This is a genomic window from Stenotrophomonas sp. STEN030 (assembly GCF_056759995.1).
Genome location: NZ_JBRREB010000029.1, coordinates 1 through 26,311, shown reverse-complemented (window position 1 = coordinate 26,311; position 26,311 = coordinate 1). Strand labels below are relative to the sequence as shown.

29 protein-coding genes and 1 tRNA gene are annotated in these 26,311 nt (G+C 59.5%); 9 read left to right on the top strand and 21 right to left on the bottom strand.

What is annotated here, in order from left to right:
* Positions 1–101 precede the first annotated feature (101 nt).
* The 6 genes from ACVOLR_RS11660 to ACVOLR_RS11635 form a co-directional block, all read right to left on the bottom strand.
* A complete protein-coding gene (locus tag ACVOLR_RS11660; RefSeq protein ID WP_481536557.1) occupies positions 102–827 on the bottom strand; it encodes a MobA/MobL family protein in 726 nt (241 codons plus the stop codon).
* Between the two features lie 238 nt (positions 828–1,065).
* Entirely contained in the window at positions 1,066–1,686 is a 621-nt protein-coding gene (locus ACVOLR_RS11655; RefSeq protein ID WP_481536556.1) for a hypothetical protein, read from the bottom strand.
* Positions 1,687–1,790: 104 nt separating this feature from the next.
* Positions 1,791–2,741, bottom strand: a complete 951-nt coding sequence (locus ACVOLR_RS11650; protein WP_481536555.1) for a toxin-antitoxin system YwqK family antitoxin — start codon at positions 2,739–2,741, stop codon at positions 1,791–1,793.
* 107 nt (positions 2,742–2,848) lie between these two features.
* Entirely contained in the window at positions 2,849–3,118 is a 270-nt protein-coding gene (locus ACVOLR_RS11645; protein ID WP_481536554.1) for a hypothetical protein, read from the bottom strand.
* Positions 3,119–3,120: 2 nt separating this feature from the next.
* The gene (locus ACVOLR_RS11640; RefSeq protein ID WP_481532059.1) at positions 3,121–3,336 is read right to left on the bottom strand and encodes a hypothetical protein; all 216 of its coding nucleotides are present in this window, start codon (positions 3,334–3,336) and stop codon (positions 3,121–3,123) included.
* A 22-nt stretch (positions 3,337–3,358) separates the two neighbouring features.
* Positions 3,359–4,066, bottom strand: coding sequence for a J domain-containing protein (locus ACVOLR_RS11635; RefSeq protein WP_481536553.1), 708 nt, complete (start codon positions 4,064–4,066; stop codon positions 3,359–3,361).
* Positions 4,067–4,307: 241 nt separating this feature from the next.
* On the opposite strand from ACVOLR_RS11635, the gene ACVOLR_RS11630 reads away from it, so the two are divergent.
* The gene (locus tag ACVOLR_RS11630; RefSeq protein WP_481536552.1) at positions 4,308–4,691 is read left to right on the top strand and encodes a helix-turn-helix domain-containing protein; all 384 of its coding nucleotides are present in this window, start codon (positions 4,308–4,310) and stop codon (positions 4,689–4,691) included.
* 232 nt (positions 4,692–4,923) lie between these two features.
* On the opposite strand, the gene ACVOLR_RS11625 is transcribed toward ACVOLR_RS11630, so the two are convergent.
* Both ACVOLR_RS11625 and ACVOLR_RS11620 read right to left on the bottom strand, forming a co-directional pair.
* Entirely contained in the window at positions 4,924–5,418 is a 495-nt protein-coding gene (locus ACVOLR_RS11625) for a JAB domain-containing protein (RefSeq protein ID WP_481536551.1), read from the bottom strand.
* The gene (locus tag ACVOLR_RS11620) at positions 5,415–6,371 is read right to left on the bottom strand and encodes a DUF932 domain-containing protein (protein WP_481536550.1); all 957 of its coding nucleotides are present in this window, start codon (positions 6,369–6,371) and stop codon (positions 5,415–5,417) included. The genes ACVOLR_RS11625 and ACVOLR_RS11620 overlap by 4 nt, the downstream gene beginning before the upstream one ends.
* Before the next feature lie 961 nt (positions 6,372–7,332).
* Between ACVOLR_RS11620 and ACVOLR_RS11615 the strand changes: the two genes are divergently transcribed.
* Together ACVOLR_RS11615 and ACVOLR_RS11610 are read left to right on the top strand one after the other, a co-directional pair.
* Positions 7,333–8,601, top strand: coding sequence for an AAA family ATPase (locus ACVOLR_RS11615; RefSeq protein WP_481536549.1), 1,269 nt, complete (start codon positions 7,333–7,335; stop codon positions 8,599–8,601).
* Complete coding sequence (locus ACVOLR_RS11610) at positions 8,601–9,482, top strand: HNH endonuclease family protein (protein WP_481536548.1); 882 nt, start codon at positions 8,601–8,603, stop codon at positions 9,480–9,482. The genes ACVOLR_RS11615 and ACVOLR_RS11610 overlap by 1 nt, the downstream gene beginning before the upstream one ends.
* A gap of 217 nt (positions 9,483–9,699) precedes the next feature.
* Here the strand turns inward: ACVOLR_RS11610 and ACVOLR_RS11605 are convergent, their stop codons facing one another.
* The 3 genes from ACVOLR_RS11605 to ACVOLR_RS11595 are packed head-to-tail and all read right to left on the bottom strand — an operon-like array spanning position 9,700 to position 13,360.
* Positions 9,700–11,655, bottom strand: a complete 1,956-nt coding sequence (locus ACVOLR_RS11605; RefSeq protein ID WP_481536547.1) for a DUF3732 domain-containing protein — start codon at positions 11,653–11,655, stop codon at positions 9,700–9,702.
* Positions 11,652–12,140, bottom strand: coding sequence for a three component ABC system middle component (locus ACVOLR_RS11600; RefSeq protein WP_481536546.1), 489 nt, complete (start codon positions 12,138–12,140; stop codon positions 11,652–11,654). The genes ACVOLR_RS11605 and ACVOLR_RS11600 overlap by 4 nt, the downstream gene beginning before the upstream one ends.
* Complete coding sequence (locus ACVOLR_RS11595) at positions 12,137–13,360, bottom strand: ABC-three component system protein (RefSeq protein ID WP_481536545.1); 1,224 nt, start codon at positions 13,358–13,360, stop codon at positions 12,137–12,139. Before ACVOLR_RS11595 ends, ACVOLR_RS11600 begins: the two co-directional genes overlap by 4 nt.
* Before the next feature lie 679 nt (positions 13,361–14,039).
* Between ACVOLR_RS11595 and ACVOLR_RS11590 the strand changes: the two genes are divergently transcribed.
* From ACVOLR_RS11590 to ACVOLR_RS11580, 3 genes are all read left to right on the top strand, one after another.
* Positions 14,040–14,195, top strand: a complete 156-nt coding sequence (locus ACVOLR_RS11590) for a hypothetical protein (RefSeq protein WP_481536544.1) — start codon at positions 14,040–14,042, stop codon at positions 14,193–14,195.
* Positions 14,196–14,648: 453 nt separating this feature from the next.
* A complete protein-coding gene (locus ACVOLR_RS11585; RefSeq protein WP_481536543.1) occupies positions 14,649–14,978 on the top strand; it encodes a hypothetical protein in 330 nt (109 codons plus the stop codon).
* A gap of 171 nt (positions 14,979–15,149) precedes the next feature.
* On the top strand, positions 15,150–15,569 hold the full coding sequence (locus tag ACVOLR_RS11580) for a hypothetical protein (RefSeq protein ID WP_481536542.1): 420 nt from the start codon (positions 15,150–15,152) through the stop codon (positions 15,567–15,569).
* A 294-nt stretch (positions 15,570–15,863) separates the two neighbouring features.
* On the opposite strand, the gene ACVOLR_RS11575 is transcribed toward ACVOLR_RS11580, so the two are convergent.
* The 5 genes from ACVOLR_RS11575 to birA form a co-directional block, all read right to left on the bottom strand.
* The gene (locus tag ACVOLR_RS11575) at positions 15,864–17,081 is read right to left on the bottom strand and encodes a tyrosine-type recombinase/integrase (RefSeq protein ID WP_481536541.1); all 1,218 of its coding nucleotides are present in this window, start codon (positions 17,079–17,081) and stop codon (positions 15,864–15,866) included.
* A gap of 172 nt (positions 17,082–17,253) precedes the next feature.
* Positions 17,254–17,329 (bottom strand) — tRNA-Thr (locus tag ACVOLR_RS11570).
* A 105-nt stretch (positions 17,330–17,434) separates the two neighbouring features.
* The gene (locus ACVOLR_RS11565; RefSeq protein WP_481536540.1) at positions 17,435–18,244 is read right to left on the bottom strand and encodes an SPOR domain-containing protein; all 810 of its coding nucleotides are present in this window, start codon (positions 18,242–18,244) and stop codon (positions 17,435–17,437) included.
* Positions 18,245–18,253: 9 nt separating this feature from the next.
* Complete coding sequence (locus tag ACVOLR_RS11560) at positions 18,254–18,991, bottom strand: type III pantothenate kinase (protein ID WP_481536539.1); 738 nt, start codon at positions 18,989–18,991, stop codon at positions 18,254–18,256.
* Complete coding sequence (gene birA, locus ACVOLR_RS11555; protein WP_481536538.1) at positions 18,988–19,953, bottom strand: bifunctional biotin--[acetyl-CoA-carboxylase] ligase/biotin operon repressor BirA; 966 nt, start codon at positions 19,951–19,953, stop codon at positions 18,988–18,990. The genes ACVOLR_RS11560 and birA overlap by 4 nt, the downstream gene beginning before the upstream one ends.
* A gap of 125 nt (positions 19,954–20,078) precedes the next feature.
* Here birA and ACVOLR_RS11550 point away from each other — a divergent pair, with 125 nt between their 5' ends.
* Both ACVOLR_RS11550 and ACVOLR_RS11545 read left to right on the top strand, forming a co-directional pair.
* A complete protein-coding gene (locus tag ACVOLR_RS11550) occupies positions 20,079–20,363 on the top strand; it encodes a hypothetical protein (protein WP_481507829.1) in 285 nt (94 codons plus the stop codon).
* Entirely contained in the window at positions 20,330–21,118 is a 789-nt protein-coding gene (locus tag ACVOLR_RS11545; RefSeq protein ID WP_481536588.1) for a M90 family metallopeptidase, read from the top strand. Before ACVOLR_RS11550 ends, ACVOLR_RS11545 begins: the two co-directional genes overlap by 34 nt.
* A gap of 48 nt (positions 21,119–21,166) precedes the next feature.
* On the opposite strand, the gene ACVOLR_RS11540 is transcribed toward ACVOLR_RS11545, so the two are convergent.
* The 5 genes from ACVOLR_RS11540 to ACVOLR_RS11520 all read right to left on the bottom strand — a co-directional run bounded on the left by ACVOLR_RS11540 (position 21,167) and on the right by ACVOLR_RS11520 (position 25,503).
* Positions 21,167–22,594 (bottom strand): ATP-binding protein, encoded by a 1,428-nt coding sequence (locus tag ACVOLR_RS11540; RefSeq protein ID WP_481536537.1) that lies wholly within the window; start codon positions 22,592–22,594, stop codon positions 21,167–21,169.
* 21 nt (positions 22,595–22,615) lie between these two features.
* Positions 22,616–23,299 carry a response regulator transcription factor gene (locus ACVOLR_RS11535; RefSeq protein ID WP_057627010.1) on the bottom strand — a complete coding sequence of 228 codons (684 nt, stop codon included), beginning with the start codon at positions 23,297–23,299 and terminating at the stop codon, positions 22,616–22,618.
* A gap of 73 nt (positions 23,300–23,372) precedes the next feature.
* Positions 23,373–23,762, bottom strand: a complete 390-nt coding sequence (locus tag ACVOLR_RS11530) for a PepSY domain-containing protein (protein WP_481536536.1) — start codon at positions 23,760–23,762, stop codon at positions 23,373–23,375.
* Between the two features lie 198 nt (positions 23,763–23,960).
* Complete coding sequence (dusA, locus tag ACVOLR_RS11525) at positions 23,961–24,968, bottom strand: tRNA dihydrouridine(20/20a) synthase DusA (RefSeq protein WP_481536535.1); 1,008 nt, start codon at positions 24,966–24,968, stop codon at positions 23,961–23,963.
* 187 nt (positions 24,969–25,155) lie between these two features.
* The gene (locus ACVOLR_RS11520; RefSeq protein ID WP_481536534.1) at positions 25,156–25,503 is read right to left on the bottom strand and encodes a DUF3307 domain-containing protein; all 348 of its coding nucleotides are present in this window, start codon (positions 25,501–25,503) and stop codon (positions 25,156–25,158) included.
* Positions 25,504–25,868: 365 nt separating this feature from the next.
* Here ACVOLR_RS11520 and ACVOLR_RS11515 point away from each other — a divergent pair, with 365 nt between their 5' ends.
* Entirely contained in the window at positions 25,869–26,201 is a 333-nt protein-coding gene (locus ACVOLR_RS11515; RefSeq protein WP_481536533.1) for an SMR family transporter, read from the top strand.
* The last annotated feature ends 110 nt before the right edge of the window (positions 26,202–26,311 follow it).

Here is a 26,311-nt window from a genome sequence, read left to right as displayed (position 1 = left end):
CCTTGGTGATCCGACTGTGGTCCCGACCTTCAATTCATCTCGCACGCGAAGCGTCTTACCTGACTTCCACGCTGATCCCTGATCTTCCACCACCCATTCGGTCATAGCCATTCTTCAGACCGCATCGATCGCCTTGCATCGACGTAGGCGCTTCTTTCACTTGGCGCCATCTCCCGGATACGAAATGCCCCCAAGTGCCGCTCCGGTCTGCGTCTAATGCCCTGTTCCTCCAGTCTCCGATGATCAACACGATCTGCGATGCCATTGCGCTGCAGGTGCTCGTTAATGATGTGCGCAACCATGTGCCGCGTCTCGATCAAGCTTTCACGTACCTGCACGCTCGTTCTTCCGCATGCATCCTTTCTGCACCCACCCGCTTCAGGCCTAGCAGGGTTGTACCTGCGGAACATCTGCGATGCTGGTCGGTTGATTCCATCGGGCAAGCGATCTGACACCATCAAGTGCAGGTGCAAGTTCACTCCTCCTTCGAGCGATGCGACAGGCGCATGGACTGCGAACTCATAGGGCTTAGCACCTGATAAGAAGCGAATGAGATCCTTCACCAAGTCTCTCGATCTGGAGTCGATAAGCTCATTGGGGAGCGCAACGATGAACTCCCTGTACGCGGCTCCATTTATCCGCTCATTTGCATCTGCCGCTGACCAGAATCTTCCTATGTCGTCCTCTGCCCAGTCAGGCAAATTTCCGTACCCCGTATCGACGAGGTCTTCCCGGGACCCGTTCTTGCCATCTCGGCGAATGTAAGCGCCATGTCCAGCCGCTTTGCCTTTGGGACCAGATTTGAGTTGTAGATGGAAGATTGCCATGGTTGACCTCAGTTTCGGTAATGAAAAAGGCCAGTGACGTCGGTCACTGGCCTCTATGGTTTGGCTTGATAGCCACTTTGATAGCTGATTAACAGAAACGGTAAGTGCGCGCTCCGCATTCCCCCCTACTACTAGCTACTTAGTCACTACCAGCTGGGATCACTTTGAACACTCTGTGCAACTTGCCTTCTCTCATACCTTATGCAACTGCACGTAACGTTTTACACATCGCTACCGTTTACTGGCCCCATGCCGTTGGGCTAAGAGCCATCAGCTGTCCGCTATGCACTAGATAGCGAACCGTCACCTTCACAGATGGACAGCACGCAGCGTCATCCGGCCCCTGTTCGAGCTTGACCATATTCACCACGCCATCTAGAACCATCAGGTCGCCCACCGCCTCCTGATACGCTGCAACGATCATCGAGTTGGTGGGCTTCAGCACACCACCCTCTCGCGTGAAGACCACCATGTGTGTTGCATACGAGTTCCCGCCGTCGGTGGCATTGAGCATGTAGACCACTATCAGGTCTTCTACGCCATCTCCATTCAGATCAGCGAGGAACGAGCGCCTGACTTCAACATCCTCTTCCGCTTGGCCGTAGACGAAGGCCTGTCGAGCTATGGCTTCCTTTATCACCTGGTCATCTGTAGCTGTGGTTCCCTGAGCAACTGGCGCAACCGCTTCCTTCTGTGGCTTGCAGTCCACCTCCTCTGCCTGTGCTGCGGTCAGCCCTGCAGGCACTTCGCAACCGGCTAGGTTTATGTCACCAGCCTGCGTAAGCAAGTCTTCCTTCTTGCAGCTTGCCAGTGCCATCACAGCGGACATCAACAACAGCACTACTCCTACCTTCTTCATAAGCATTCCTTCTCTATGCCTGCTTCTATGAGGCAAAACAAAATCACGGGGTAGAGGCGGACGTGCTTGCGCACGTCCGCCCTTATCGAACGATCCACCCAGCACTACCGCTTATCGGATCCGTCACAGACCCAGCAGTCCGGATCAAGACCTCGGGCGAGCTTGCTAGCCCGGATGCTTTCCTGCCTGTCCTTGGACGCAGCCTCGCGTTGCGAGGGTGTCTTCAGGCGAATCGACCCGTACCGCTTCTCAGCCTCTGCCAGCAGTACGTCTTGTTTTGGCGTCAGCGTGAAGTCATCGCTCTCGGAGATCGCACGGTGGAGCGCCCACATCTCTGGCTCTGTCAGATACTCGGTGCCGTCCTGGAGGTAGCGGGCCTGCGAGACCACCTTGCCGCTCTCGTACATCACACGCTCTGAGACCGCTCCGTTCTGCTCCCAGTAGGCCTCCCACACGCCAATTGGGACACTTCCCTTGAAGCTGCCTTTTGTCTTGACCTTGCCATCCGGGTAGTAGGTGACGGCCTCGCCCTCCAATGCGCTATCGACTGCAGCGGCTTCATAGGACAGCTGCTTCGGGTTGTCAGCGAAATAGATCTGGATACGCCCGTTGACCTTGCCATCCTTCATCCCGAGAACAACACCGGGCTTACCGGCCTTTGTGTGGAACACGGTCTCCCCGTCAAGACCGCCATCTGTGCGTCGACCTTCATATGCCACTACCTGCGATTGTGGGTACCGGCAGATGTAGTGGCGTCCTACCAGGCCCTCCTCTACGTCCACATCGCAGACGTAGTCCATGTTCCCTAGCAGCGCCGTCATGCTCGTGGGCTGATTGGTATTGAGGTTTTGGAAGATCTTCCGCAGCGGACCTAACAGCGGTTCGATCTGGCTGTGAGGTACCCCCGTCACCTGACCATCGAAGGGTTCGTTGGCACCGGCTTCGTAGATCTTGCCGTTACTCAGGTCCGCGTTACGCCAGTCCAGCACTGGCTTGCTACAACCCGCCAGAAGAAGCGCAGCCGTCACGGCGGCTACGTATTTGATGCCTTTCATGAGATTCCTTGTGAGTGTGTATTCAGAGCAGGCCGCACAGGCGCACGGCAGGCCGCTAAGCGTTCTGCTATCGCCAGTTCGGCCGTTGATCTATTGCGGATGGTCGGTTAGCGATTCCGACACTGGCTGGCGGCTATTCCGAGCTGGTCCACGAAGTCCGCTGGGGGATAGCCCGATGCATCGATAGCTAGAAGACCCTTTTCGCCGTAGTGGTCCTGCAGCTTGTCGATGGCGCATTTGCAGTTGGACTTGGATCCACCACCGCTCATGCAGCTGTCGATGAACTGGCCTCGGACCTTATCCAGCTCGCTGCTGCACGCGCACAGGCCCAGCGTGATGAGTGCAACCGTGAGCATCTTTTTGGCTCTTGATTCCATGCTTATCGTCTCCTCACGAACACGAGCAGGCAGAAGATAACCACTATCCAGATCAACCCGCCGATCATCTTCCCTAGTGAAGGGAAGACCACTGCGGGCCAGATCAGGCCCTGTCCGAGGTTGTAGAAGAAGCCCTTGTACGCGTAGCGGCCCCAGATATCGAAACAGATGGCCGCAATTAGCACGGTCACGCCGTACAGGCCTATCAGGTACCTCATGTCATTCCTTTGTTGGTTGAAGTCAGTTGGTTTCTTGCAGGTACTGGCTGACAGCCACGAACAGGGTTCGCAGGTCATCAGGGTTGGGGATGCTCAGCGAGGCGTAGTGCTCGCCATGGATCCGGATGTGCGCACCTTGTGCGGTGATCTCGGTCAGACAGCTCAATAACCGGATCTCCACCCCTTCAAACTTGGCCTTGCTCCGGATCTGGGCCTCCGTGATCAGCACTCCCTCTCTGGCACCGCCAAATACGGTGTCGTCGATAAGCGCGACCACGTCTTGGGCACGGATACCGCCGCCGTAACTATCCAGGGCGCTCAGAAGCTTCTTCCGCGGGATATGGGGAGCGACGAACACGCGCTCGAATGGCTCGTTAACGAACTCCAAGCCCTCCAGAGCCTGGCGCAGCGACCGCAGCAGCGGGGGCTGGGTGGACCCAGCCTGCTGAGCACGGGACTCGGGAGTTGGTTTCGGCGCAGGCCCGGCCTCGGTTGAGGCGGATGCCCGGCCGTGGTCAAACCTTTCTCGTTCCCCTGGATCCTTGAGGACGGCGTAGGCCTTATTGACGGCCTGCATTTTTGCCGTCGCCCATGCGACGGCGGACTCATCTCCTGCGGTGTAACGGTCAGGGTGGTATTGGCTCCGTCTGCCCTTGTAGGCCAACTCTATTTCCCAGACTGGTGCCTCGGGGCGCACCCCGAGGACTTCGTAGTGGTTTTCATCCGCCATCAGGCCCTCTCCTGAGGATGAGCCATCGATGTGCCTCCCTTCGTTGTGCCGGCTATATCCATGGCCGTAGCTCTCCCACTTTTTCCTCCCTCGACATGACCGCTCGATTCCCCCACAGCGCCAGTAGCGAACACAGAGCAAGTTCAAGGCTTGCAATAAACTTACGTGATACGTAGAGTCTACCCGGGGCGTAGATCATCCGTCATCCTGTTGGTATGACTACATCGGTCACCTCCTGCTAATGGCCGGCCCCGCTCTCGAACCCCGAGGCGTAGTGGCTGCGCGCCTGCGCCAAGCCCGATTGCTTCGAGGGCTTAGCCAACGCGAAGTCGGAGTTCGAATGGGACTTGATAAGGACACTGCCTCGGCACGCATAAGCCGCTACGAAAGTGAGTCCATGGCCATAAGCTTGGAATCACTATTTTCGTTGGCTGACGCTCTTCAGGTGCCGGCCGCGTACTTGCTTGCGTCATCCGCCGCTATGGCAGACGCGATCCTTTTGATAGGTCATGAAAGCGAAGTACAGCAAGCTCGTCTCGCTCAGGCCTTGGCCGCTCTTGCTAACCTTCCAGCAGTACGCCGGAAGACGCTACTCGAAGAGATCTTGGGTAAGCCGGGCATCTAGCCCTTCTTCGAGTTTCAGGGCCTTTGCCAAGTATCGGCCTGCCATTCGCCGTAGACGTTCCGCAGCCTCTCTACCCCGCGCCCTCATGCGCCAGTTTCCATCGGCAGCTGAGCGCTCTACCTCCCGGGCCTGTCGGTCTAGATCAGCCGCTTTGGCACGAGCTATTGCCGCCCTGGTCGATGACCAGGACGTCTCCGCTTCCTTCATGCTGTTCTCCTAAGTATCCGGGTCTTCAGATCTGCCCGAGCTGAGCCATCGAGGTGCCTTGGCTCGCCGACACCACAAGGTGGTCGACGACCCTCACCTCCACCATCGCCAATACTTCCTTCAACTGCTTGGTGATGGCTCGATCCGCTGCTGACGGCTCGCAATGTCCGCTAGGGTGGTTGTGAGCCAGTAGGACCGCTGCTGCGTTCAGGGCCAAGGCACGTTGGACCACAACCCGCGGATGGATCTCAGCACCATCTATGGAGCCGGAGAACAGCCGTTCCACAGCGATCAGGCGGTTGCGAGCATCGAGGAATGCCACCTCGAAGTGCTCACGTACTTCATTCCCTAGACGCAGACGGAAGAACCTTCCGGCAACATCGGGATCTCCCAATAGAAGGCCACTTACCATTGCTCTGCTCTGAAGGATTTCCAATGCTTGAGCCAAGACGGAGCTGTCACGCTCGTTCAAACACCCAGACAGCTCTCCCAGTCGTTGCTTCTGCAGTGAGGAGTTCATGCGGCTTCCCCTAACAGTTCCTTCCAAGCCTTCTGCTTTAGCAATGCCCCCTGGCCAAACCAGGCCGCATCCAAGCGGTTCTCCGTACTCTGTGCCCGCCGATGGTGATCCACGAACTCGGTGATACTGTTGAGCAAGCCAAACGCTGTGCCTTTGCTGGTTTTCAAGCTAGCTCCTCTCCCCTGCCCGTCGTACAGCGTCCGCACCTTGGCAACAGCCTGCTCATTCACGACTGCTTTCCCATTCTGAGCAGCCGGGTACGTGAGCAAATTCCGCAGCACCCCATCGACCGAATCAGGGTTCACAGGTGTCTCACAGAGGATCCGCATCCGATCCACGAAGCCATGCCAGCCCTCAACAGCAATACCCAACTGGCTTTTGACCCTGTCAGCATCGAAAGCACTGCGATGCGGGACCTTGATGGCTCCGGTTCGATCCCCAACAGCGATCTGCAGGGTGTTGTTACATACCACGCGAACTGAGGTGAACTGGGCGGTGGTAGCCAGCGTTCCGTCACAGGCCGTAGCCAGAAGAAGATACCCATTGATCTGATCCTGGCCCTTTAGGGCCACACCCTGCCCAGTCCGGGCCAATGCCCAGAACTTCCGCCCTCCACGAAGCACGCCTGCCGTTTCCAGCTCAAAGCCGCTGTACCGCGTCAGGTCGCGGTAGAACTCCAGGATCTCCCGGGGCTGTACTACTTGATAGCGCTTAGACACCACAGCCAAAGGTCGCTTGGTGTCAGAGCGATAAAGCACCTTCTGTCCGGGGAACGCCCGAACGGGATACTGATCTTCAGCCTCGGCGGCGAATCGCACTTCAGCTTCTTCCAAAGACCAATTCATGCCGGCGCGCTCGCGCCATACTTCAATGGACTGCCCTGGAGCCAACTGGCTTCCGATGCCATGCCATGGGACTTGGCCTGCATAGGCCATGGTTTCAACGTGATGCATCTCGGTCTCCTTTCATAGACGGCATAACGCACAAGGCCCGGACAGTGCCGGGCCTTGTGGGTCTATCTGGATTGTTGGTTTAGTCGTAGGAATCGCGGCCGAACTGGTCGGGGCGGGTGAACGAACAACGGGCTACGGCCGACAAGATGGCCGCAGCCACAATGAAGACGCAATAGAGGAACTCGGATTTATCTTTCATGCCTAGTACTCGAAGCGATACGCCTACGCGCGGCGCATACGCAAAGCAGGAGGATCCTGCTTCATTGCAGTACTAAGGGTCTGAAATACTTTTAAATCAGTACGTGTCTCACTATCAGGACTTCGGCAGTCTTCTGGAGGACAGATGACCGGCAGCTTCCGGCCAATAGTGGCCATCCACTTGGTAGAAGCCGTGGCAAGTATTTAAAGAATGGCAAGGCGCCACGACCTTGGCTGGCGACAAGACGTGCGCCTGAACGCCGCTAGAGCCCATGGATTTCACAAGACTCAGACATCGAGTGCCTCAAACGATCGTCTTTCCACCCCAGCTAGCGGCGAAGATAGTCGGCGGCGTCAATCCGCGCTGCGGCGAGCACGCGTTCAGGGGCCCTTGCCTTTTCCTCGGTGATGCCGCATGGCCCGCTATCGCCGATGGGGCAGACATGAGGTTCGGTGCGGCGGTCGCTGCGTGGACGATCAGGATCGCGAAAGAGGAGCCATGAGTTTTCGTCCGGGCAACGCCAGCGGCAAGACCGAGCTCGGACAATGGCGCGAAACCGGTGGAACTCTGTTGACGTGAGTGCTGCAGGGCAACCGGCTAGCCGAAGGGCTATTTGCGTGTGGGGTTTTGTCCGGGGATACTCGATGTGTCCGCCTTTCTTGTGGCATCCGCAAGCTAGGGCGAAATCATGCTGCGCTACGGCACGCCGTACTGGTGCTCCTAATGGCTCGAAGCGTACATCTACATATCTGAGGGAAGGGCATGCACATTCGATCGTTGAAAGTCCGCGATCTGCGCTCGATCAGCAACGCAAACCTAGAGTTCTTGGCGCCGGGCTGCGCGCCCGCGAAAACCAAGTACGCCAACATGAACGTCCTCTTGGGAAGCAATGGCTCGGGAAAGACCACCATCCTTCGCGCCATCGCCATGAGCGTGTTGGCTCCCGTGTTGGAGGGAAACTCTGGCTTTGTATCGGATGGCTACGTTCGAAGACTTCCCGTTGCTCATGGGAAGAAGCGCGCGAGCGGGAAGGCAGTGGCACCAGCACCCCGCGGTGCATCGGTCGAGTCGATTGTCAGCCTAGAGCCCCAGGATTTGCCTTCGGCCCGAACGCGCACGTCGTTGTTGCTCTCCGCGCAGATCATGAAACTAGGGGATCTAGAGCGACTGAAATGGGTCCAACCTAAAACCTTGGCCAACATCGTCCAGGATGTTCAGCACAGACGCGAAAGCAGCGCCTTCTTTCTGGTTGGTTATGGCGCGACGCGGCGAGTGGAGCAAGGCCGCCAGGTTGATTTTGCCGTCCGCAACAAGACACGGATTATTCGCTATGAGCGCGTCGCAGGTCTATTTGAAGAGCATTATAGTTTGGTTCCCTTGTCGTCCTGGCTGCCTGAGTACGCAACTCTTAACCCGGGCCGATACAAGCAGGTCATCAACCTCCTGAATCAGCTTCTTCCTGAAAGTTGCCAAATCCGGACCACGCCTGCCAAAACGCCGTATAACCGAGAGTTCATGTTCAACATGGAAGGCGTGGAGGTCCCTTTCCGCGCTCTGTCCGACGGTTTTCGGGCCTACGTTGGCTGGATCGGGGACATGCTCTTCCATCTATGCATGGGTGCTCCCAAGGGGCAAAAGCTAGTGGATAACAAGGGGGTCGTCTTGATCGACGAAATTGACCTCCACCTCCATCCCGAATGGCAACGCATCGTCTTGCCGAAGCTGTCTGAGGCACTTCCAAACACTCAGTTCATCGTGACCACTCACAGCCCTCTCGTGGTGGGCTCGTTGCAGAGGCAGAACATTCAGCGATTGAGAGTCACCGAGGAAGGAACTGTGGCGGAGAGCCTCCCAGAGCGCGTACACGGCAAGAGCGCCGGTCAAATTCTGCTCAGCCCCTACTTTGGTCTGGAGTCCACTCGGGCACCTGATGTTGCGCAAGAGCTTGCAAAGCTGCGGTCGAAACGTGGTCGCGGAGCTCAAGAGGCGGGCTTGGAGTACCTTAAGCTCCTGGCAAGTGGAGATCTCTAATGATTCGCATAGGGACCACAACGAAGAACCTGTACGACAAGATCGGTTCCGAGGACGCCAATTGGCTTACGAGGGCAAAAACGAGGACAGCTACCTACCGAAAGAAACGATCCTATACAACCGATGCCGGTTCTGATTTTTGGGGAGATATCAAGAACGTCTATATCGATCTACAGCATGAGAAATGCGCCTACTGCGAGACGAAACTGGCCGGCAAGGAACTGGCAAGCAAAGTCCATGAAGTCGAACATTTCAGACCTAAGTCAAGGGTCAGGAAGTGGCCCGGGAAACCCAAGAAGGGAGTTACGCCCTTCGTCTCGCCATGTGCTGTGGGTGGGCAAAGCGTCAAGGGCTACTACCTGCTCTCGTATCACCCCCTCAACTACGCAATAGCGTGTACGCGGTGCAATTCGACGTTGAAGTCGGACTATTTCCCTGTTCGTGGGAAAAGAAACGTCAAAGGAGAAGATCCAACCAAACTCCAGGGCGAGGATGCTCTGCTCGTGTATCCGCTGAGTAATCTCGACGTCGATCCGTCCAAGATCATTCGATTCGATGGTGTACTTGCCGTCCCGGCGAAGAAGAGTGGCAAGGCGTTCGAGCGCGCCGTCGTAACCATTGAGTTCTTTAAACTGAACCACGAAGACCTTACGACGCGTCGCGCCCAGATCATCGCCATGCTTTGGCGCACCTTATGCACCTTGCAGCACAGCCCTTTGCCCGCGTCTCTCCGCAAAGCCCACGAAAACGCGGTGCAACTTACCACCGAAGCAAAGAGCGAGTTTTCTGCCTGCGCGCGGGATTACGTCAAGCTGTTTAATTCCGACAATGCGCTGGCCAACAAATACGGAGAACTCGCCCAAAGCCTCATAGGCGGATAATTCCTGGGCGCCACGCTCGGTGCACTTATTGCGGGCCGCCCCTAGAAAAATCATAGAAAAGCAATGTCTGCTCTGGGTCGGATGGCACCCTACGGCCATGAGCGGACCTTAGTGAAGGACCGCTTTCTGCTGGATCCACCCAACGAACGGAGTGGAGGCCGACGGAACACTACCCCGCCAATTCCCCATACCGGCCGCTGCAAGTCGGCTCGATCGATCAGTTAGCCGCTTCTGACGGCCATTCCTCCGGAACCAGCGCGGGCGGCTTGGTCCACGGTTCCTCGACCAGCGCCTCCTGGAACCATTGCTCACGCAGGTTCGCATGCTCAGTGACGATTAGTTGGAAGCCTGGGACATCTTCCTGTGTGAACTTCAGCAATAATTCGAACAGCCGACGCACTGCATCGAGATCGGCGTCTTTTTCCGTCTTTTGTACAGAGCCGTCAGCATCCCTGTAGACCTGCTCGGAGGGGAAGTAGACCTGGGTTGGTTGGTCGATCAGCAGGAAGCGTGGAATCGGACGGTTGTTCTGTGCCGCGAATAGATGCAGGGCCAGCAGTGCCGACAGATGGTAGGCCAAATGGTTCTCGCCACCGCCGGTCCGGCCCATGGGCACAGGGCGCTCGGGTCGATCGAAGGTAATTGTCAACTGCGGCAGGTTGAGCCGCGCAGGGTAAGGACCGAATTCGGCGTTGAACTTTTGGATGTACCGCGAAACCTGTGCAGAGACGTTACTGAGGATCGAGGTAAGGCGTTCGTTGCTGTCGTCGGCGCCGATTTGTTCATCAAGCTGCTTGACTTTGCTGTTCAGGCGCCGATTCTCTGCTTCCATTTTGGCAAGATCTTCATTCGGGAGAATCGTTTCCAGAAACAGGCTGATACGGCCGACGACGCGTGCGGCCGCGTTGTTACGGGTGCCCATTTGGGCGATAACTTCGTTGGCCGAGATCGCCGCAGATAGCTCCGCTTCCTTCTGTTTGATATCGCCCGCAATCCCGTCTGCCTTACCGGTCAGTTCGGCCAGGTAGGCTTCGAGCTTGGGCCGCTGGCCGGTGGCGATGCGCAATTCTTTGTCGAGTGATTCCAGTTCCTTGAGAAGAACGACAGCGACCGGGGACTCCAGCGCCAAGTTTTGCTCGCTAAACGGCCATTGCCATTCGCCGCTGTCGGGGTTCTTCGGCAGCGCCTTGATCGAGGCCAGACGGTCTATCTGTTCGGCAGCTTCGTTTTCGTAGCCCCCCGACCGCTTGGCAAACTGTCGTGCCGCATCGATCCGGGCCTGGGTATCACGGCGATCCTGACGCAACCGGGCCAGTTCATCTTCCAGAAGCGAAACCCGGCTGCTGTCGTCGTCTGGCACCATTTCGGGCTTCCACGAGAGCGCTAACCCCAATGCGTCGATGATCCCGTCGGCATTCGGATTCTCGTTGGTGTTGCTGATAACCCCGACCGTCTTGGCTTCCGAGTAGAGGCCAATAGCCTGTTCATGCGACGTGTCGACGGCGTCGCGCGCCTGCTCCAGCTTCTTGTTGCTGATCCTCAGATCGCGCTGCGCTATGCGCAGCTTGGATTCCAGCTGGTAGCGATCGTGCGAGGAGACCCCGAGCAGGATTGGCAGCGTATCGCGGATCGTCTGAGGCTGGAACTGCTCGTTCTGCCGATAGAAAAGTTGGTCTTTGTTGGCAACCAGGCCCTGCTTCTGGAACAGATAGTAGAACGTGTGCTTGACGTTCGCATCGTAGCTGTCGCGGCTATGTCCAAGCGCGACATCCGTGCGGTTCTCGGGAATTCCGAGCAGGCGCGACAGCAGTTCGACGATGCTTTCGTCGTCGGTGTTGACCGCCAGATCTTTAAACTCGGGCGCCTGCAACTGAGCGCCCCTTCGTAGCATTGCCGTGCTGCAGCTGGCACCTCCCCCAGGCGGGGTCGGCTTGGCAACCAACACCTGCTCTCTTTCGAACTGATAGATCACGGCGAACCAAGCCACCTTGTCGCGGATGATGCCTTCGGGGACGTTGAACGAGGAACGTCCCATGCAATATTCGATGATCTCAGAGAGCGCTGACTTTCCGGTGGAGGAGCGACCGGTAATGACGTTGAGTCCGTCTACCTTGAACTGAAGGTCGCGGCGCTCGCCGTCATGGCTGTAGATGTGGATAGATCTGATCTTCATGGACGAATCCCGAAAGTCGTGTAAACGGTCGCCCGGTCGGCGATGCGTGCAAATTCCTTTCCGATGATGCGTGCCACTTTCTGGCAGGCAACGGTTTCGGCAGTTCCATCGACGCTCTTTCGGACTTTCTTGGGTACGGTCTGGATGCGACCGTCGTCCGCGACAGCGATGCAGCCCCTTTCCATCAGCAGACCGAACCCCTCAAAGGCGTACGGCAGCATCTGCGTAACCCGGTCGTTGAAGCCCACCATGATCTGCTGGTTCTTCTCTGCGGTTTTGAGCAGGTAACTGCGTGGACTGCTGCCGATTACCTCGCGTGAATCCTTATGCAGGCACAGGGGCAGCACAAGCAGCGACAGCGAAAATGGCATGCCGCGGGCGTCTTCTTCCTCGTAGCCGTGCAGGGCGCGGAAAAGGATCAAGCCGCAGAATGCAGGGTTGAACAGGTTCCGAATTTCAAAGGGGCGCTGATCCCATCGCTTCACGAGGCCACCCTCAGCACTTCGCCAAGGCGATCCAGGAATCTGGGATGCCAGTAAACTTTGGGTTCGGGCGTGGCATCCGCCAAGATGTGGAAGCTCCCGCGAAGGACGTAAGGCTCCGTCACCCGTGCGCGAATGCGTAGGGATTCGATCTTCCCTGTCTCAAATTCCGCCCAGCTGTAGAGGAATGCGCCAGCTTCGCGCAGTGCTTCTTCCGCGCTGTCGTCATTCAGCTTCTCGAAAGCAACATCCTTGTAGCGCCCCCACTCATCGGTGAGGCGATCTTCGTACTCTTCGACTTCCCCTAGCACGAGCAGATTCTCGCGCGCCCAAGCCGATCGTTGCTCGAACGCTCGGTAGTAATCCAGAATCGCGCTCCTGATTCGATTAGAGGATATGCCGATCTCGCGAAGCTGGGCCACGAACAGGCGAGGGTCGGCATCAGTGTCGATCTCGTCGGTTGGCACCTTTCCACGGAAAGTGATCGGCAGATTGTCCGCCTTATAGTCCTCGGCGAAGTTCGATAGCCTGTCCGAGACTTCGTAACCGAAAATCCCTTCCGACTTAGCACCAGTCAACTGCTTGATCACTGCGTCGGTCCACCACCCCTCCAGCCGCTCGAAGACGAACTCACGATGCTCGCGTCGGATGCTTCGCATGTGCTTATCCCTTATGAGTGTCGGAATGTCACTGATGCGTGGGCTGCCATCGAGGATTAGGATCCGCTCAAGAAAATCTTGCTTTTCGGGTTCACTCAGTTCGCTGAAGGCTTTAGCGATCGGCGCAATCAGTTTTGACGTCGATCCGGCAAGTGCGGTATCGGCCAATTCGGTCAGCGTTATCGTATCGCCCGAGGCGACGGGCTGATCAGGGAGAAGACGGGCAAGGAACGAGTCGGTCGATACCGTACCGGTGGTAAACAGAAAGAACCGCAGGTTCGATGTGGCGCGGCCATCTCGCTTGTATCGCGCCAACCAGATGTTGACGGACTTCCAAAAGTCCGTCGACAGGTCGGTCAACCTATCGCCAACCGCTTTGTGTTTGAGTGAGGCCAAGGACTTACCACCGTCGCGGTCGACAAAGTCGAGGTCGTCGTCCTTTTCTAGGAAGATTGCAGTGTCTTCCGGCAACTGAAGCAGTTGTAGCAGCGCGAGACGTGCCTGGTAGATATATCCCAGACCCTGCTCGCCGGCTGAAAACTTATCGGTGGGCGCCTCGGCCATGCCTAGTCCTTGTGCTAGTTCTTGGAGGTCTGGAACGACGATAGGCCAAGGCTACATAGCGCATCTTTCGATGCGTTATGTCTTACTCTCTTTTTCCCCGACCATGGCCGCAAACCTGCCCTTGCTTGTCCATTCCAAACAATAGTAGCAAATCGTCTTAGTTGGGGAATCATTTTTGTATTTCGCTGTTGGGGCAGCGCATGGGCACTTCCACGAACTTGAGCCTGACTCGATCCTGGAAACTACTGTGTTCTTCGAAGTAGCGTTAAGTCGAATGCTTCTTGACAGTGCCATTGAGCCGCAGCTTGACCGACGAGAAACAACGCGCTGAATCAGGGACCACCAGATGGAAGTGCAGTCGGCGAACTAGATATTTTTTTGCAAGGTAAGCATCGGCCTTGTGCAGAATCCAACGAACTTCATTGGCGCTGTTAAGCTTGCCTCCCGTGCCATGGTGATGCAGAAGAAAACAGGTCCACCGATCCAGTTCGAGATCACGCAAATGGTTCACGAGTCAGTGCAAAACTGGATCACGCACACCAACCTGACCCCATCGGACTACCGCTTTCCAAACCGAATCGCCAACTAGCCCCATCTGTCGACCAGGCAACACGCAAAGATCGTCCATTGTTGGGTGGAGGATGCCGGACTCGAGCCGGGATCCTACGGAACACACATCATGCCCAGGACCAAGGCCTCGCTGATCTACCGACGCACGCGGAACCCTCGGACCGTCCGGCTTCTGCTTTGGCATACGAAGCTGGAGAGCACCGTTCGCTATCTGGGCATAGACGTCGAGGACGCCTTGGAGATCGCCGAGCAGACTGATGTCTGAGCCCGAAAAGCCAGTCCTCGTCCTGCAGAGGGTCGGGGATCGGCCAGGATCGGACATGCTCCCGAATGATGGCCGGCTTCAAACCGGAGCGCTTCAAACTTCCGTCCACACAAAAATCTGCACGCGCGTCGTGCTCCGTTTCCGCTCATACCCATGCAGCCTGCTCGCCAAAGGCCAACCGTAAAGCTTCGGTGTCACCGCTCGGCGCAGCACGCATTCGGCCTTCATCCAAAGGGCGTGTACCACCCACCATCTACCAAGTAGTAGGCTCAATAGCCTATAAACAACGATCTCCTCAGATATCAGCTTCCAAGTTACCGCTATAGTTGCCGCCATCCCATGGCAGCTATGGCGTAGCGAGGACCATGGTGGGACGCCCCGCAGGATAATATTGCTGAACTACCTTAGCGATAGTCAGGCAACGGATGGCAAGGACAGGAGCGAGACCGGTTTATGAATCAGAGTGATACGCCTCCACCCACCAACCCTGGGGGTAGCGGAACTCAGGAGAGGGGCAGCAGCAATCTACAAGAGTTGCTGGCGAATAGCTCTCTGGCAGGAATAGTCCTAGCCGTCAAGACTCTAGCCGAGGAGAATCCGAAGGCTATGGGCGGCAACGTGGCGGCTACTCTTATGCTTGGCCTTGTAACGACACTAGGATGCGAGGCTACTGCCAGCAGAGATGAGGCAACGGGAAAAACCGACAAGATTGAAAAAATGAAGGACGATCTCTCCGAAGAGCGGCAGAAGACAGCACGCCTCGCTGACGAATCTCCGGTATGACCCGCATGCAGACTGCTACGCAGTACTGCATGACGATGGCTTCGATTTTGGTTGGGGTGGCTGTGGATGGCTACAAATCGAACAATACACCGATCTTTATGATCGCCGGAGGGATCGCAATCGCACTGCTTGCCGGCTCATGGGTGTGGCCGCGGCTGAAAGGGAGGAACGATGTATAACCCATTCGAGGAGCTTAATTTCGTTGGCATCCATGATGCGGGGGTGCCCAACCTAGAGCGTGTCGTCCTCCAGGCAAATCGCTCAGCAAGTCTCGCCAACTACATGATCGTCGCGGCACTACGAGGAAATGGCCAGAGTGCGATACCTCTGCCCGATAATGCACTGTGGCTAGGTAATCTGACCGTTTCAGCTGGCGATTGGATCTATATCTACACATCACCCGGGCAAGCACAGATCACTCCTTTGCCGAACAGCATGATCAAGATGGTCTCTCTCTATTGGGGAAAGAACCAAACGATTTTCCAAGGGGCGCATCTGACGGCGGCGTTAGTGCAGATCAGTAAAGTTCAGCATCCGGCATCCGTTCCACACCTGACTGTAGGTATGCAGCAGCTCGGGTATTCAGGGTAGACATCTCTGTCACCTTCCTGCCTGGGCGAAAGGAGTTACGTCAACCTCAGGCATCTGACACAACCTAAAGACAAGCTCCTATGAAAGGCGCCTGCTGGCGGCTTTTCTTTGGTCTGATTCAGTCCATATTGCAGGGCACGGGCCATCGGCGATGGGATAGCGTCAGCATTTGGCCATCCCAACTCTGCCGAGTGAACTGTCCAGCATTTCGTGGACATTAGATGACCGCCTTGGGTGGTGTGCCGCCCTGCGCGACAGTAGTCGCGCAAAGCGATCTAAACACCAGGCGGAGAATCAGCCAGCCAACCTTAGAGGCCGCTGGCCTTTTCCCTTCAACTTATCCAAGTAATCTGCCCATGCCTGCATCATCTTCCTACGTTCAGGCAAATGTTCCGCTCGGTTGTAAGCCGCTTTAATAGGATTTCTCTCAGAATGCGCAAGCTGCCTTTCAATCGCGTCTGATGTCCACCCCATCTCATGCAGCAAAGTAGAGGCCATGCTTCGAAACCCGTGCCCGGTCATGTCATCTGTCCCGTAGCCCAGGCGACGAAGTGCTGCATTGACAGTGTTCTCGCTCATTGGATCCCTCGAACTCCGAACAGACGGAAAGACGTAGCGACCATTTCCCGTGACAGGCCGCAGCTCCTCGAGTACAGCCACAGCCTGCTTGGATAGCGGAACAACGTGAGCTACGCCCATCTTCATTTTCGTCGCAGGAATGTTCCATTGCTTCGCGGCAAGATCGAACTCATCCCACTCTGCCTTACGCAACTCACCCGGACGAGTGAAGACAAGAGGAGCAAAGCGGAGCGCACATTGCGTGACAAGTTGCCCCGTGTACCCATCAATGGCCCGCATCAGCTCACCGACCTTCGCTGGATCGGTTATTGAAGCGTAGTGCCTATTCTTCGCCGTCTTCAAAGCACCACGAAGAGCACTGGTCGGGTCGCGATCTAACCTTCCGGTGGCCACGGCGTAGCGAAATACCTGCCCACAGATTTGGCGAAGGCGCTGCGTGGACTCGATCTTCTCCTGAGCCTCCAACCTACGCAGGACCGCCAGTACTTCAGCGGTGCTGATCTCATGGATCTGCCGCTTACCCAACCAAGGAAAGGCATAAGTCTCCAGCATCCACGCCGCCTTCTCTCGCGTTGACTGCGCCAGGTCCCCCCGGGACTCGAGCCATTCCATGGCTATCGCCTGAAAGCGGGTATCCACTGACAACTTGGATGTGAGCTTGCTCAATTGCTTGTGCTCGGAGGGATCACGTCCAGCACGAAGCTTCGCCCTAGCCTCATCCCGGGCTTCTCCAGCTTCCTTCAACGAAACCTCGGGGTAGACCCCGATGGCCAGCAGCTTCTCCTTTCCATCCCAGCGATACTTCATCCGCCAGTACCTAGCCCCATTGGGCATCACGTGCAGGTAAAGACCTGCACCTGCTGCCAGCTTGTACGGCTTCTCCTTAGCCTTCGCATTGCGCGCGGCCATATCTGTCAGTTGCTTAGCACCCATTGGGGGTACATCCTCCTTGCTGAACCACAATTTCCAAAATGTACCCCCACTTGTACCCCCAAAGTCGCTGGATGTACGTGGACAAGCTCGGACCAAAGCGCACAAAAAAGCCCGCATTTCTGCGGGCTTAGTATGAATTCTGGACTTGCTCGGACGCTATAGGATCAGGCGATGGTGCCGCTTATCCGAATCGAACGGATGACCTACTGTTTACAAGACAGTTGCTCTACCAACTGAGCTAAAGCGGCAAGGTGTGTTACGTGCTGCGGTTGCGCGATGGTAGCGCTGCAACCGGAGGAAAGCTGGTCAGAAACCGGCACTTCCAAGTCCCGCACATGGCGGGGCGCGTCATTCTACCGCAGACGCGCGCAATCCAACGACTGTTGTTGGGCGGCGGCGGCACGTTGCTTCAACGTGGCCGGGGTAGCTGTCCCAGCGGTGGCAGCGTCCACCCACCAGCTGGGGGCGATTTCGGTGCCGCTGGCGGCCAGTTTGGCCGGGAAGCCGGCTGCGGTCAGGGTGGCCAGACGGCGCTCGGCGCCTTCGCGGTTGCGGTACTGGCCCAGGGCGACGGCGTTGGCTTCCTCGCCCTGGGAGACGATGAAGTAATCGCTGAAACCGGCCTCGACGATGCGCTTGGCGGTGGCCTGGGCTTCCTCGCGCGTGGCGGCCGGGGCAATGAGTACCCGGTAGCTGTTGGCTGCCTTGCCGGGCACTTCGCGCAGACGCGGGCGCGCCGCATCAGTACCCAACGCGGCCAATGCCGCCTGCGCCTGCGCCTGTGTGGCGTAAGGGCCAAGACTGGCGCATTGCACGACGGCTGGCGGCCTGATCTCGGCAGGCTTGATCTCGGCCGGTATGGCTTCGACCGCTGCAGTGGCAGTTGGCGGCAGCTCTGCCGGCTTGGCTTCTGTAGCTGCAGCTACCGCAGGCGCCGCGGTGAGCGGTGCAGCATCCGCTGCCGCTGCAACCCGGGTTTCAGTAATAGACGGGGCCGCGGGACTGGCGTTGTCCGGCGCAGGTGACGGCAGCACTTCCAGACTGGCGACGCCGGGCTCGGCACGTGGCGCTGCGGCCACCGGTTCGGTACGCGGCGCCATCCACCACAGTGCGACGCCAACATTGAGGATGGCCAGCAGGACGATAAGGAGACGGGTCAGCATGCGGTGATCCTACCGGGCGCACGCGCCGTGGTGAACTGCCCAGCGCGCCAGACCATCCAGCACCAGTGCCGGCCGGTAGTCGGCCTCAGGCAGCAACGGCAGCAACGGCAATGCGCCGCCGCCATGCACTACAAGTGCCGGCTCGCTGCCAAGCAACAGCTGCGCTTGGCGCAGGCTGCGTTCGACCAGTGCCACCGCAGCGCCATCGCAGCCGGAAGCCAACGCATCGGCGGTGTCGTTGGCGAACTCGGCGTAGTCGCCGCCGGTGGCGGGCAACTGCACAGCGCGCGCATGCAGGGCTTCACGCATCACCGTTGGCGAAGCGCCGATGCGGCCGCCACGATGCAGGCCATCAGCATCGATCAGGTCGATGGTAAGCGCGGTGCCGACGCCGACCACCAGCACCGACTTCTGCGCTGGTGCCACCGCCAGCAAGCCGAGGAAGCGATCCACGCCGAACTTCTCCGGGCGTGCATAGGCCACGGTTACGCCCGCACACTGCGGCAGGGTTTTTGCCACCTGCACCGTGGTGAAGCGGGCCTGCAGAATCTGCATGACTTCTTCGGTCAACGCCGCCGAGGCAACGCTGGCTACCCAGGCGGTGTCGCCTTGCGGCAGGGCTTCCAGCGCGCTGGCGGTGATCGCCTCGGCGCCATGCGCCCAGGCCTGCACGCTGCCGGCGCGATTGCCGTGCAGCGGCGCAAATTTGAAACGCGAATTGCCCAGATCAAACAACCAATCGCTCATGCCGCCCTCACGCTGACTTCGCCGGCATGGAAACAGGTTTCCCGCCCATCAATATTCACCCGCAATGCGCCGTCCTCGGCCAGCCCGCAGGCCACGCCATCGTGCAGCACACCGGCCTCTTCCACCCGAACCGCGCGGCCCTGCAACACATCCATGCCCGCATAGCGCGGCAGGAACGGTGCCAGACCGTGCTGCTCGAATTGCTCCAACGCCGGCAGCAGGGACGCCAGCAAAGCCGTCACCACGGTATTGCGGGAGACCTCGGCGCCGGCCAGCGTATCCAGATCGGTCCACGGCTGGGTGATATCGGCGGCACTGGCCTGCGGCATGCGCACGTTCAAACCCAGCCCGATCACCGCCCGTGCCGGCCCGGCAAATTCGCCACCGCCCTCCACCAGCAGGCCGCCGAGCTTGTGTCCGTCCACGACCACGTCGTTGGGCCACTTCAAGCCGGCGTTGCGAAAACCCAGCCCGTGCAGGGCTTCGACCACCGCCACGCCGACCGCCAGGCTCAGCCCGCCCATCCGCGACAGGCCGCCGCCAAAGCCGCGCGACAGTGAAAGATAGACATGCGCGGCCAGCGGCGAGGCCCAATGGCGGCCACGGCGACCACGGCCGCCGGTCTGGCGTTCGGCCAACAGCACCGCGGTTCCGCGCTCAGGCGCGCTGCGCTGCAGCAATTCCGTGTTGGTTGAGCTCAATGTCCAAGCTATTTCCAGCTCGGACAGCAGCGGCAATACCGCCGCCGGCAGGCCGGTGCGGATCTGCGCCGGATCCAGCAACTCAAGCGGCTGGGCCAGCCGATAACCGTCACCGGCACGGCCCTCGATCGCCACGCCAGCGGCGCGCAGCCCTTGAATACGCTTCCAGACGGCCGCCCGGGTCAGCCCAAGCTCACGCGCCAGCGCGTCACCGGACAAGGCTCCGGTACCCAGCTTGGCCAGCAGTTGGCGGTCATCCACGACAGTTCCCTCACAACAGACCCGGAAATTATGCGGCATGCCCCGAGGGCCGCCCAGCGCCGCTCCCCTTTTCTGGAGAAAAAGCAGGCTAGAATCGGGAATTAGCCCGCCTTTGGATGTTGACGATGCGCCACCTCGCTCATTGCCTGATCCTGTTGCTGGCGCCAGTTGCAGCGCAGGCTTCGGATGCGCTCGGCGGCGCTGGCCAAAGTGCGTGCAGCTACGCCCCGGCCGAAGTGGAGCGCGTAGCCGCCCCGGCCGCCGCCGTCAGCATCGCCAACGCCCCGCCGGCGACTCCGGTCCCGGCCAAGACCGCCACCCCGCGTGCCGGTGGCGGCAGTGACGATGATCTGCTGCCGCGCCTGCGTGCACCGCGCTGGCATCGCCTGCTGCCCGGGATGTTCCGCTGATCCAGTCGTTGTTGCGCTGGTGGCAGCGCACACCGCCTCCGCTCGATGACGATCTCTGGCAGCAAACCTGCCGGCAATGCCTGTGGCTGTCCGTATTGTCCGCCGAACGCGAGCGCAAGCTGCGGGCGCTGGTGGAACTGTTCCTGCAACGCAAAACCATCACCCCGGTGGCCGGGCTGGAATTGGACGAGGGCCAGCGCATGTTGCTGGCTGCCTTGTGTTGCCTGCCGCTGATCGAGTTCGGCCGCGAGGGCCTGCATGGTTGGTCGGAGCTGGTGGTGTACCCGGATGCGTTTCGCGTGCGCCAGACCCATACCGACGCGGCCGGGGTATTGCACGAGTGGGACGACGAGCTGATCGGCGAGGCATGGGGCAGCGGCCCGCTGATCCTTTCGTGGGCCGATGTGCAGGGTGACATTGCGGATCCGCAAGCCGGCTTCTGTGTCGCCGTGCATGAGATGGCACACAAGATCGATGCGCTGGATGGCGCCATCGATGGCACGCCGCCGTTGCCGCGCGAATGGCAGCGGCAATGGGCGCTGGATTTCCAGCAGGCCTATGACGCGTTCTGCGCGCAGGTGGATGCGGATGTTGAGACCGTGATTGATCCGTATGCGGCGGAAGCACCGGAGGAATTTTTTGCGGTGGTCAGTGAGTACCACTTCTCGGCGCCGGAACTGCTAGTGCGGACGATGCCGGCGGTGGCGGAGCATCTGCGGCGGTTTTATGGCCCGGTTGAAGCTGGGCTGCGGTAGGGCTGAGCACAGGCAGCCGACCTGCTGAAGCCATGACCCAGCACGGAATCAGATACCCGGCGGCAAGGTCACTTCAAAACGGGCACCGCCCAGTTCTTCGGAACGCTTGACCTGCAGTTCACCGCGATAGGCCTTGATCAGGTCCTGCACGATCGACAGACCGATGCCATGGCCCTGCACGCGCTCATCGCCACGCACGCCACGCTGCAGCACCTTGGCGATGTTGTCCTCGGCAATACCCGGGCCATCATCGTCCACCGCCAGCACCAAGCCTGCGCGCTTGCCGTTGCCTGCGGTGATCGGCTTGGCAGTCAGCAGGACGCGGCGGTTGGCCCACTTGAAGGCGTTCTCGAGCAGGTTGCCCAGCAGTTCCTGCAGGTCGCCCGGCTCGCCGTAGAAGTTCACCCCCGGCGTTACCTCGAACTCGCAGAACACACCCTTGGCCGCGTAGACCTTCTCCAATCCACGCACGATTTCTTCGGCGGTGGTTTCGATCGGCACCGGTGCCGAGAACAGCTTGTGTCCGGACGATGCCGCACGCGCCAGCTGGTAGGACACCAGGTTGTTCATGCGCTGCAGCTGCACGCCTACTTCTTCGCGCAGCTCGGCATCGTTGCTGGTGCCGCTTTCCAGTTGGGTGCGCAGCACGGCCAGCGGTGTCTTCAGGCTGTGCGCCAGGTCAGCCAGAGTGTTGCGTTGGCGCTCGAGGTTTTCGCGCTCGCTTTCGATGAAGGCGTTGATGCTTTCGGTCAGCGGCTCCAGCTCGCGCGGATGCAGTTCGCTCATGCGCTCGCGTTCGCCGCGCTGCACACGAGTCAATTCGTTGATCACGCGCTTGAGTGGACGCAGGCTCCACTGCAGCACCAGCGTCTGCAGCAACAGCAGGATCAGGCCGGTAACACCCAGCCAGAACCACACCGCCGCACGGAAGCTGCGCAGCTGCATGCCCAGTGCGCGCGAGTCCTCGAGTACATAGATGGTGTACGGAAATTCGGATTCGGGCGCGCCATCACCACCCCAAACCAGGCCCATGCCATAGCGATAGACCTCGCCGGGCGTGCCGTCGATCTGGGTGATGGGTAATGGGCCTTCGAACACTTCCTCACGCGGCTTGAGCGTACGCTCGCTCACGTCCGGCAGCATCGGCCCTTCGGCCGACATCGAGTTCGCTACATGGCCGGGCATGACGACCTGCAGGTACAGGCCGCTGCCGGGGAAATCAAAACGCGGATCCGGTGGCTGTTCGCGGATGTACAGCGAGCCATCACGGGTGAAATCGATGCCACCGGCATAGGCGGTGGCGTAGTTCTTCAGGCGTTCGCTGAGGTTGTCACGCGCAGTCTGGCCGAAGGCCGCATCCAGCGCGTAACCGGCCAAGGCCAGGAAGGCCACCAGGCCCACCGAGGCAGCCAGCAGCTGGCGGGCCTGCAAAGAGCGGGGCCGCCAACGCTTCAATAGCCACTGACGGCCCGTCATGACGCTATGCCCCTACGGGGCTCAGCCCTCGTTGCGCGGAATCGCGAAACGGTAACCGCGGCCACGCACGGTTTCGATCGGCTTCAATTCGCCATCCGGATCGAGCTTCTTGCGCAGGCGGCCAATGAACACTTCCAGCACGTTGGAGTCGCGGTCGAAGTCCTGCTGGTAGATGTGTTCGGTCAGGTCGGCCTTGGAGACCAACTCACCGGCATGCATCATCAGGTACTCCAGCACCTTGTACTCGTAGCTGGTCAGGTCGACATTGCTGCCGGCCACGCTCACCGTCTGTGCGGCCAGATCCAGCGCCACCGGGCCACATTCCAGGGTCGGCTTGGACCAGCCAGCGGCGCGGCGCAGCAACGCGTTGACGCGAGCCAGCAGCTCTTCGACGTGGAACGGCTTGACCAGGTAGTCGTCGGCGCCCTGCTTCAGGCCCTCGACCTTGTCCTGCCAGCTGGAACGTGCGGTCAGGATCAGCACCGGGAATTTCTTGCCCTCGTCACGCAGCGCGCGGATCAGCTCCATGCCCGACATCTTGGGCAGGCCCAGATCGATGATGCCCACGTCGAACGGCACTTCGCGGCCCATATACAGGCCTTCTTCGCCATCCTGAGCGGCATCCACGGCGAAACCTTCGCGCTTGAGGCGTGCCGCAAGGGTTTCCCGCAGCGGGGCTTCGTCTTCAACCAGAAGGATACGCATGAACTCTCCCTAGTACTTTGGGCCGGCCTGGCGGCCAGCGTGTGTATTCAAAAACCACAACCACTATCGCTGTTCAGGAGTTATCGCCGCGTGGTGGCAGCTCCGCCCGCTGTTCGCGCGGGTGGTCTCGTGAAGGCGCAGGGTCGTCCATGTAGCGTACGCGCCCACGGTCATCCATGTATTTGACACGATTGATGTCGCGGCCGTCATACGGCACGCGTTCTGCACCAAGAATGCGCCCACCGGTCTCGCGTTGCACGCGCCGCACGGCGTCGGACAACGAGCGGTCTGTACCCGCCTGGCGGCCGGCACGGGCAACACGCTCACCACCCTCAACACCACGGGCGTTATCTCCCCGCGACTGCTGCGGCTGCTGCGCCGACGCCACGACCACGCACGGACCGGCCACGACCAACGTGGCAATCAGGGCGACCAGCAGACGACGACGGGAAAGCGAATGCATGGGACAGATCCTAGCGGACGGCGAGGCAACGTTCAAAATTCGTAAACCACGGCCCGCGAAAAATTTCCCGAGACCTTACGAAATCGAGCCAAATTCTTGATTTTTAGGGGTGAATCCGATCTGAACCCGGCCCCTGCCCCGTGCACTCGTTCAGCAAGCTGACCGGACAAATGCCGAACAACCGCCCCAGCGGACGCTTCACGCCACCCGTTCCGCCTGCCGACGGGTGACCTGCAACGCCTGCTCGACCAAGGCCCAGTCGGCGCCGGGCCGGTGTGCGCCCTCGCTCAGCACCTGGCGGAAACCGCGCCCACCCGGCTGCCCATGGAACAGGCCAAGCAGGTGCCGGGTGATGTGCTTCAGGGCCAGCCCGGCGGCCAGCTGCGCTTCCACATACGGACGCAGCGCGACCAACAGTTCCTCACGCCCACGCAGCGGCTGCCCGGTCTGGGCACAGTCCAACGCATGCAGCACGTAGGGGTCGTGGTAAGCCGCCCGGCCGAGCATTACCCCGTCCAGGTGCTGCATATGCTGCTGCGCCGCCTCGACCGTGGCGATACCGCCATTGATCACCAACGGCAGCGTCGGGCGCTCACGCTTGAGCTGATAAGCCCATTCATAGCGCAGCGGCGGGATCTCACGGTTCTCCTTGGGCGACAGGCCCTTGAGCCAGGCATTACGGGCATGCACCACCACCATCGCAGCGCCGGCCTGTACCTGCCGGTCCACAAAACCGGCAAAAACCTCGTAATCCTTGTCCTCGTCCACACCCAGGCGGCATTTCACGGTGATCGGGATATCCACCGCCGCCACCATCGCCGCGACGCATTCAGCAACCAATTCAGGTTCGCGCATCAAGCAGGCGCCAAAACGCCCGGCCTGGACCCGATCGGACGGGCAGCCACAGTTGAGATTGACCTCGTCATAGCCCCAGTCGGCGGCAATCCGTGCGGCCTGCGCCAACGCCGCCGGATCGCTGCCACCCAACTGCAGGGCCAGCGGCTGTTCGACCGGATTGAAGCCAATCAGCCGCTCGCGGTCGCCATGGATCACCGCATTGGCATGCACCATCTCGGTATACAGCCGCGCCCCCGGCGCCAGCAGCCGGTGGAATACCCGGCAATGCCTGTCGGTCCAATCCATCATCGGGGCAACGGACAGACGCAGGGAGTCGGCGTAGCGGGTGTTTTGAGGCAGGGAAGGCATGCAGCGCGAGGTCTTGTGGTGCGTGGATCGGCTATTTTCGCCCAAGTCCCGGCTTCACGCTGGCATATCGGTACTGGCTTTCAGCTCGCGACCGGGTTTGTGTGCGGCCATTTGGCTGCAAACGGCGCCCAAAGCCCGTGGATCACAGCAGCACGGAAGCTCGGACAGGCAGCCACCGGGGCGTTGATCAGGGCAGATCCGGCATCAGCAACAACAATGCCAGCCACAGCACCTTGCAGGCCACGTGCAGGGCCTGGTCCAGGTTGTAGCTGATGCGGTGACCACACTTGAAATCGTCGATCAGCATGTGGCTCAGGGTTTCCAGCACCCCAAGCACGATGCTGCCGGTGATCCAGCCCACCGCGCCGCCATGGATGACTCCATGCGCTGCGAGTGCCTGGTACCACGGCACGTCGGCCACCGGCGCATGCCGGTTCTTGGCGCGCGACAGAAACTCACCCTGCAAGGGGTAGTCGGCCACGGCATGGGCGACGATCAACAACCCAAACATCTGTAACAGCGCGTAGTAGGCCATCTATCGTTTGCATTGGGATTGTGGATCGGAGTCTGGCACCACTTGGGGCACTGGCGCGATCTGTGCTGCACAAACGTCCGGGGAAATTACACCCGACAACGCGCAAACCCGGCACTCAAGCAATGGCCCGCTCACGGCCGCCACCAGACCAGCTTGCCGGCACGCCCCCTGCGCACCCATTGCAAGCCCACTGCGGCACTACCGTTCCGTGGCTCCTTGCTCCCCGTTCCTTGTGCTTGTTGTCTCGGCGCCTGCCATGCGGACCTGGGTCGATATGGCAGGCCCAGTCTAATTCGATGACGTAAGAGTTCGGTGACGTAAGAACTGCGCCGCTAGAATTGGCGGACACTTCTTCGAGCACCGTCATGAACGCCTACGCACTACTGGCCTGTGCCATCGCTCTGGAAGTGCTCGCCACCTCCCTGCTCAAGGCTTCTGATGGAATGAGCCGACTATGGCCAACCGTTGGTGCCTTGGCCGGCTACAGCGTGTGCTTCTGGTTGCTGGCGTTGGTGATGAAAACCATCCCTACCGGTATCGCTTATGCGATCTGGTCCGGTGTCGGCATCGTGCTGATCTCCTTGATCGGCCTGTTCGTGTTCAAGCAGAAGCTTGATGCGGCGGCGATCGTCGGCATCGGCCTGATCTGCGCCGGGGTACTGGTGATCAACCTGTTCTCACGCTCGTCGGCGCATTGAACCGTAGTGCCGAGCCATGCTCGGCTGAGGCTCTACCGGTAACACCCCTGCCGAGCACGGCTCGGCTCTACGCTCCCTCCCTTTTGCGTAGCGAAGGGGAGGGTTGGGGA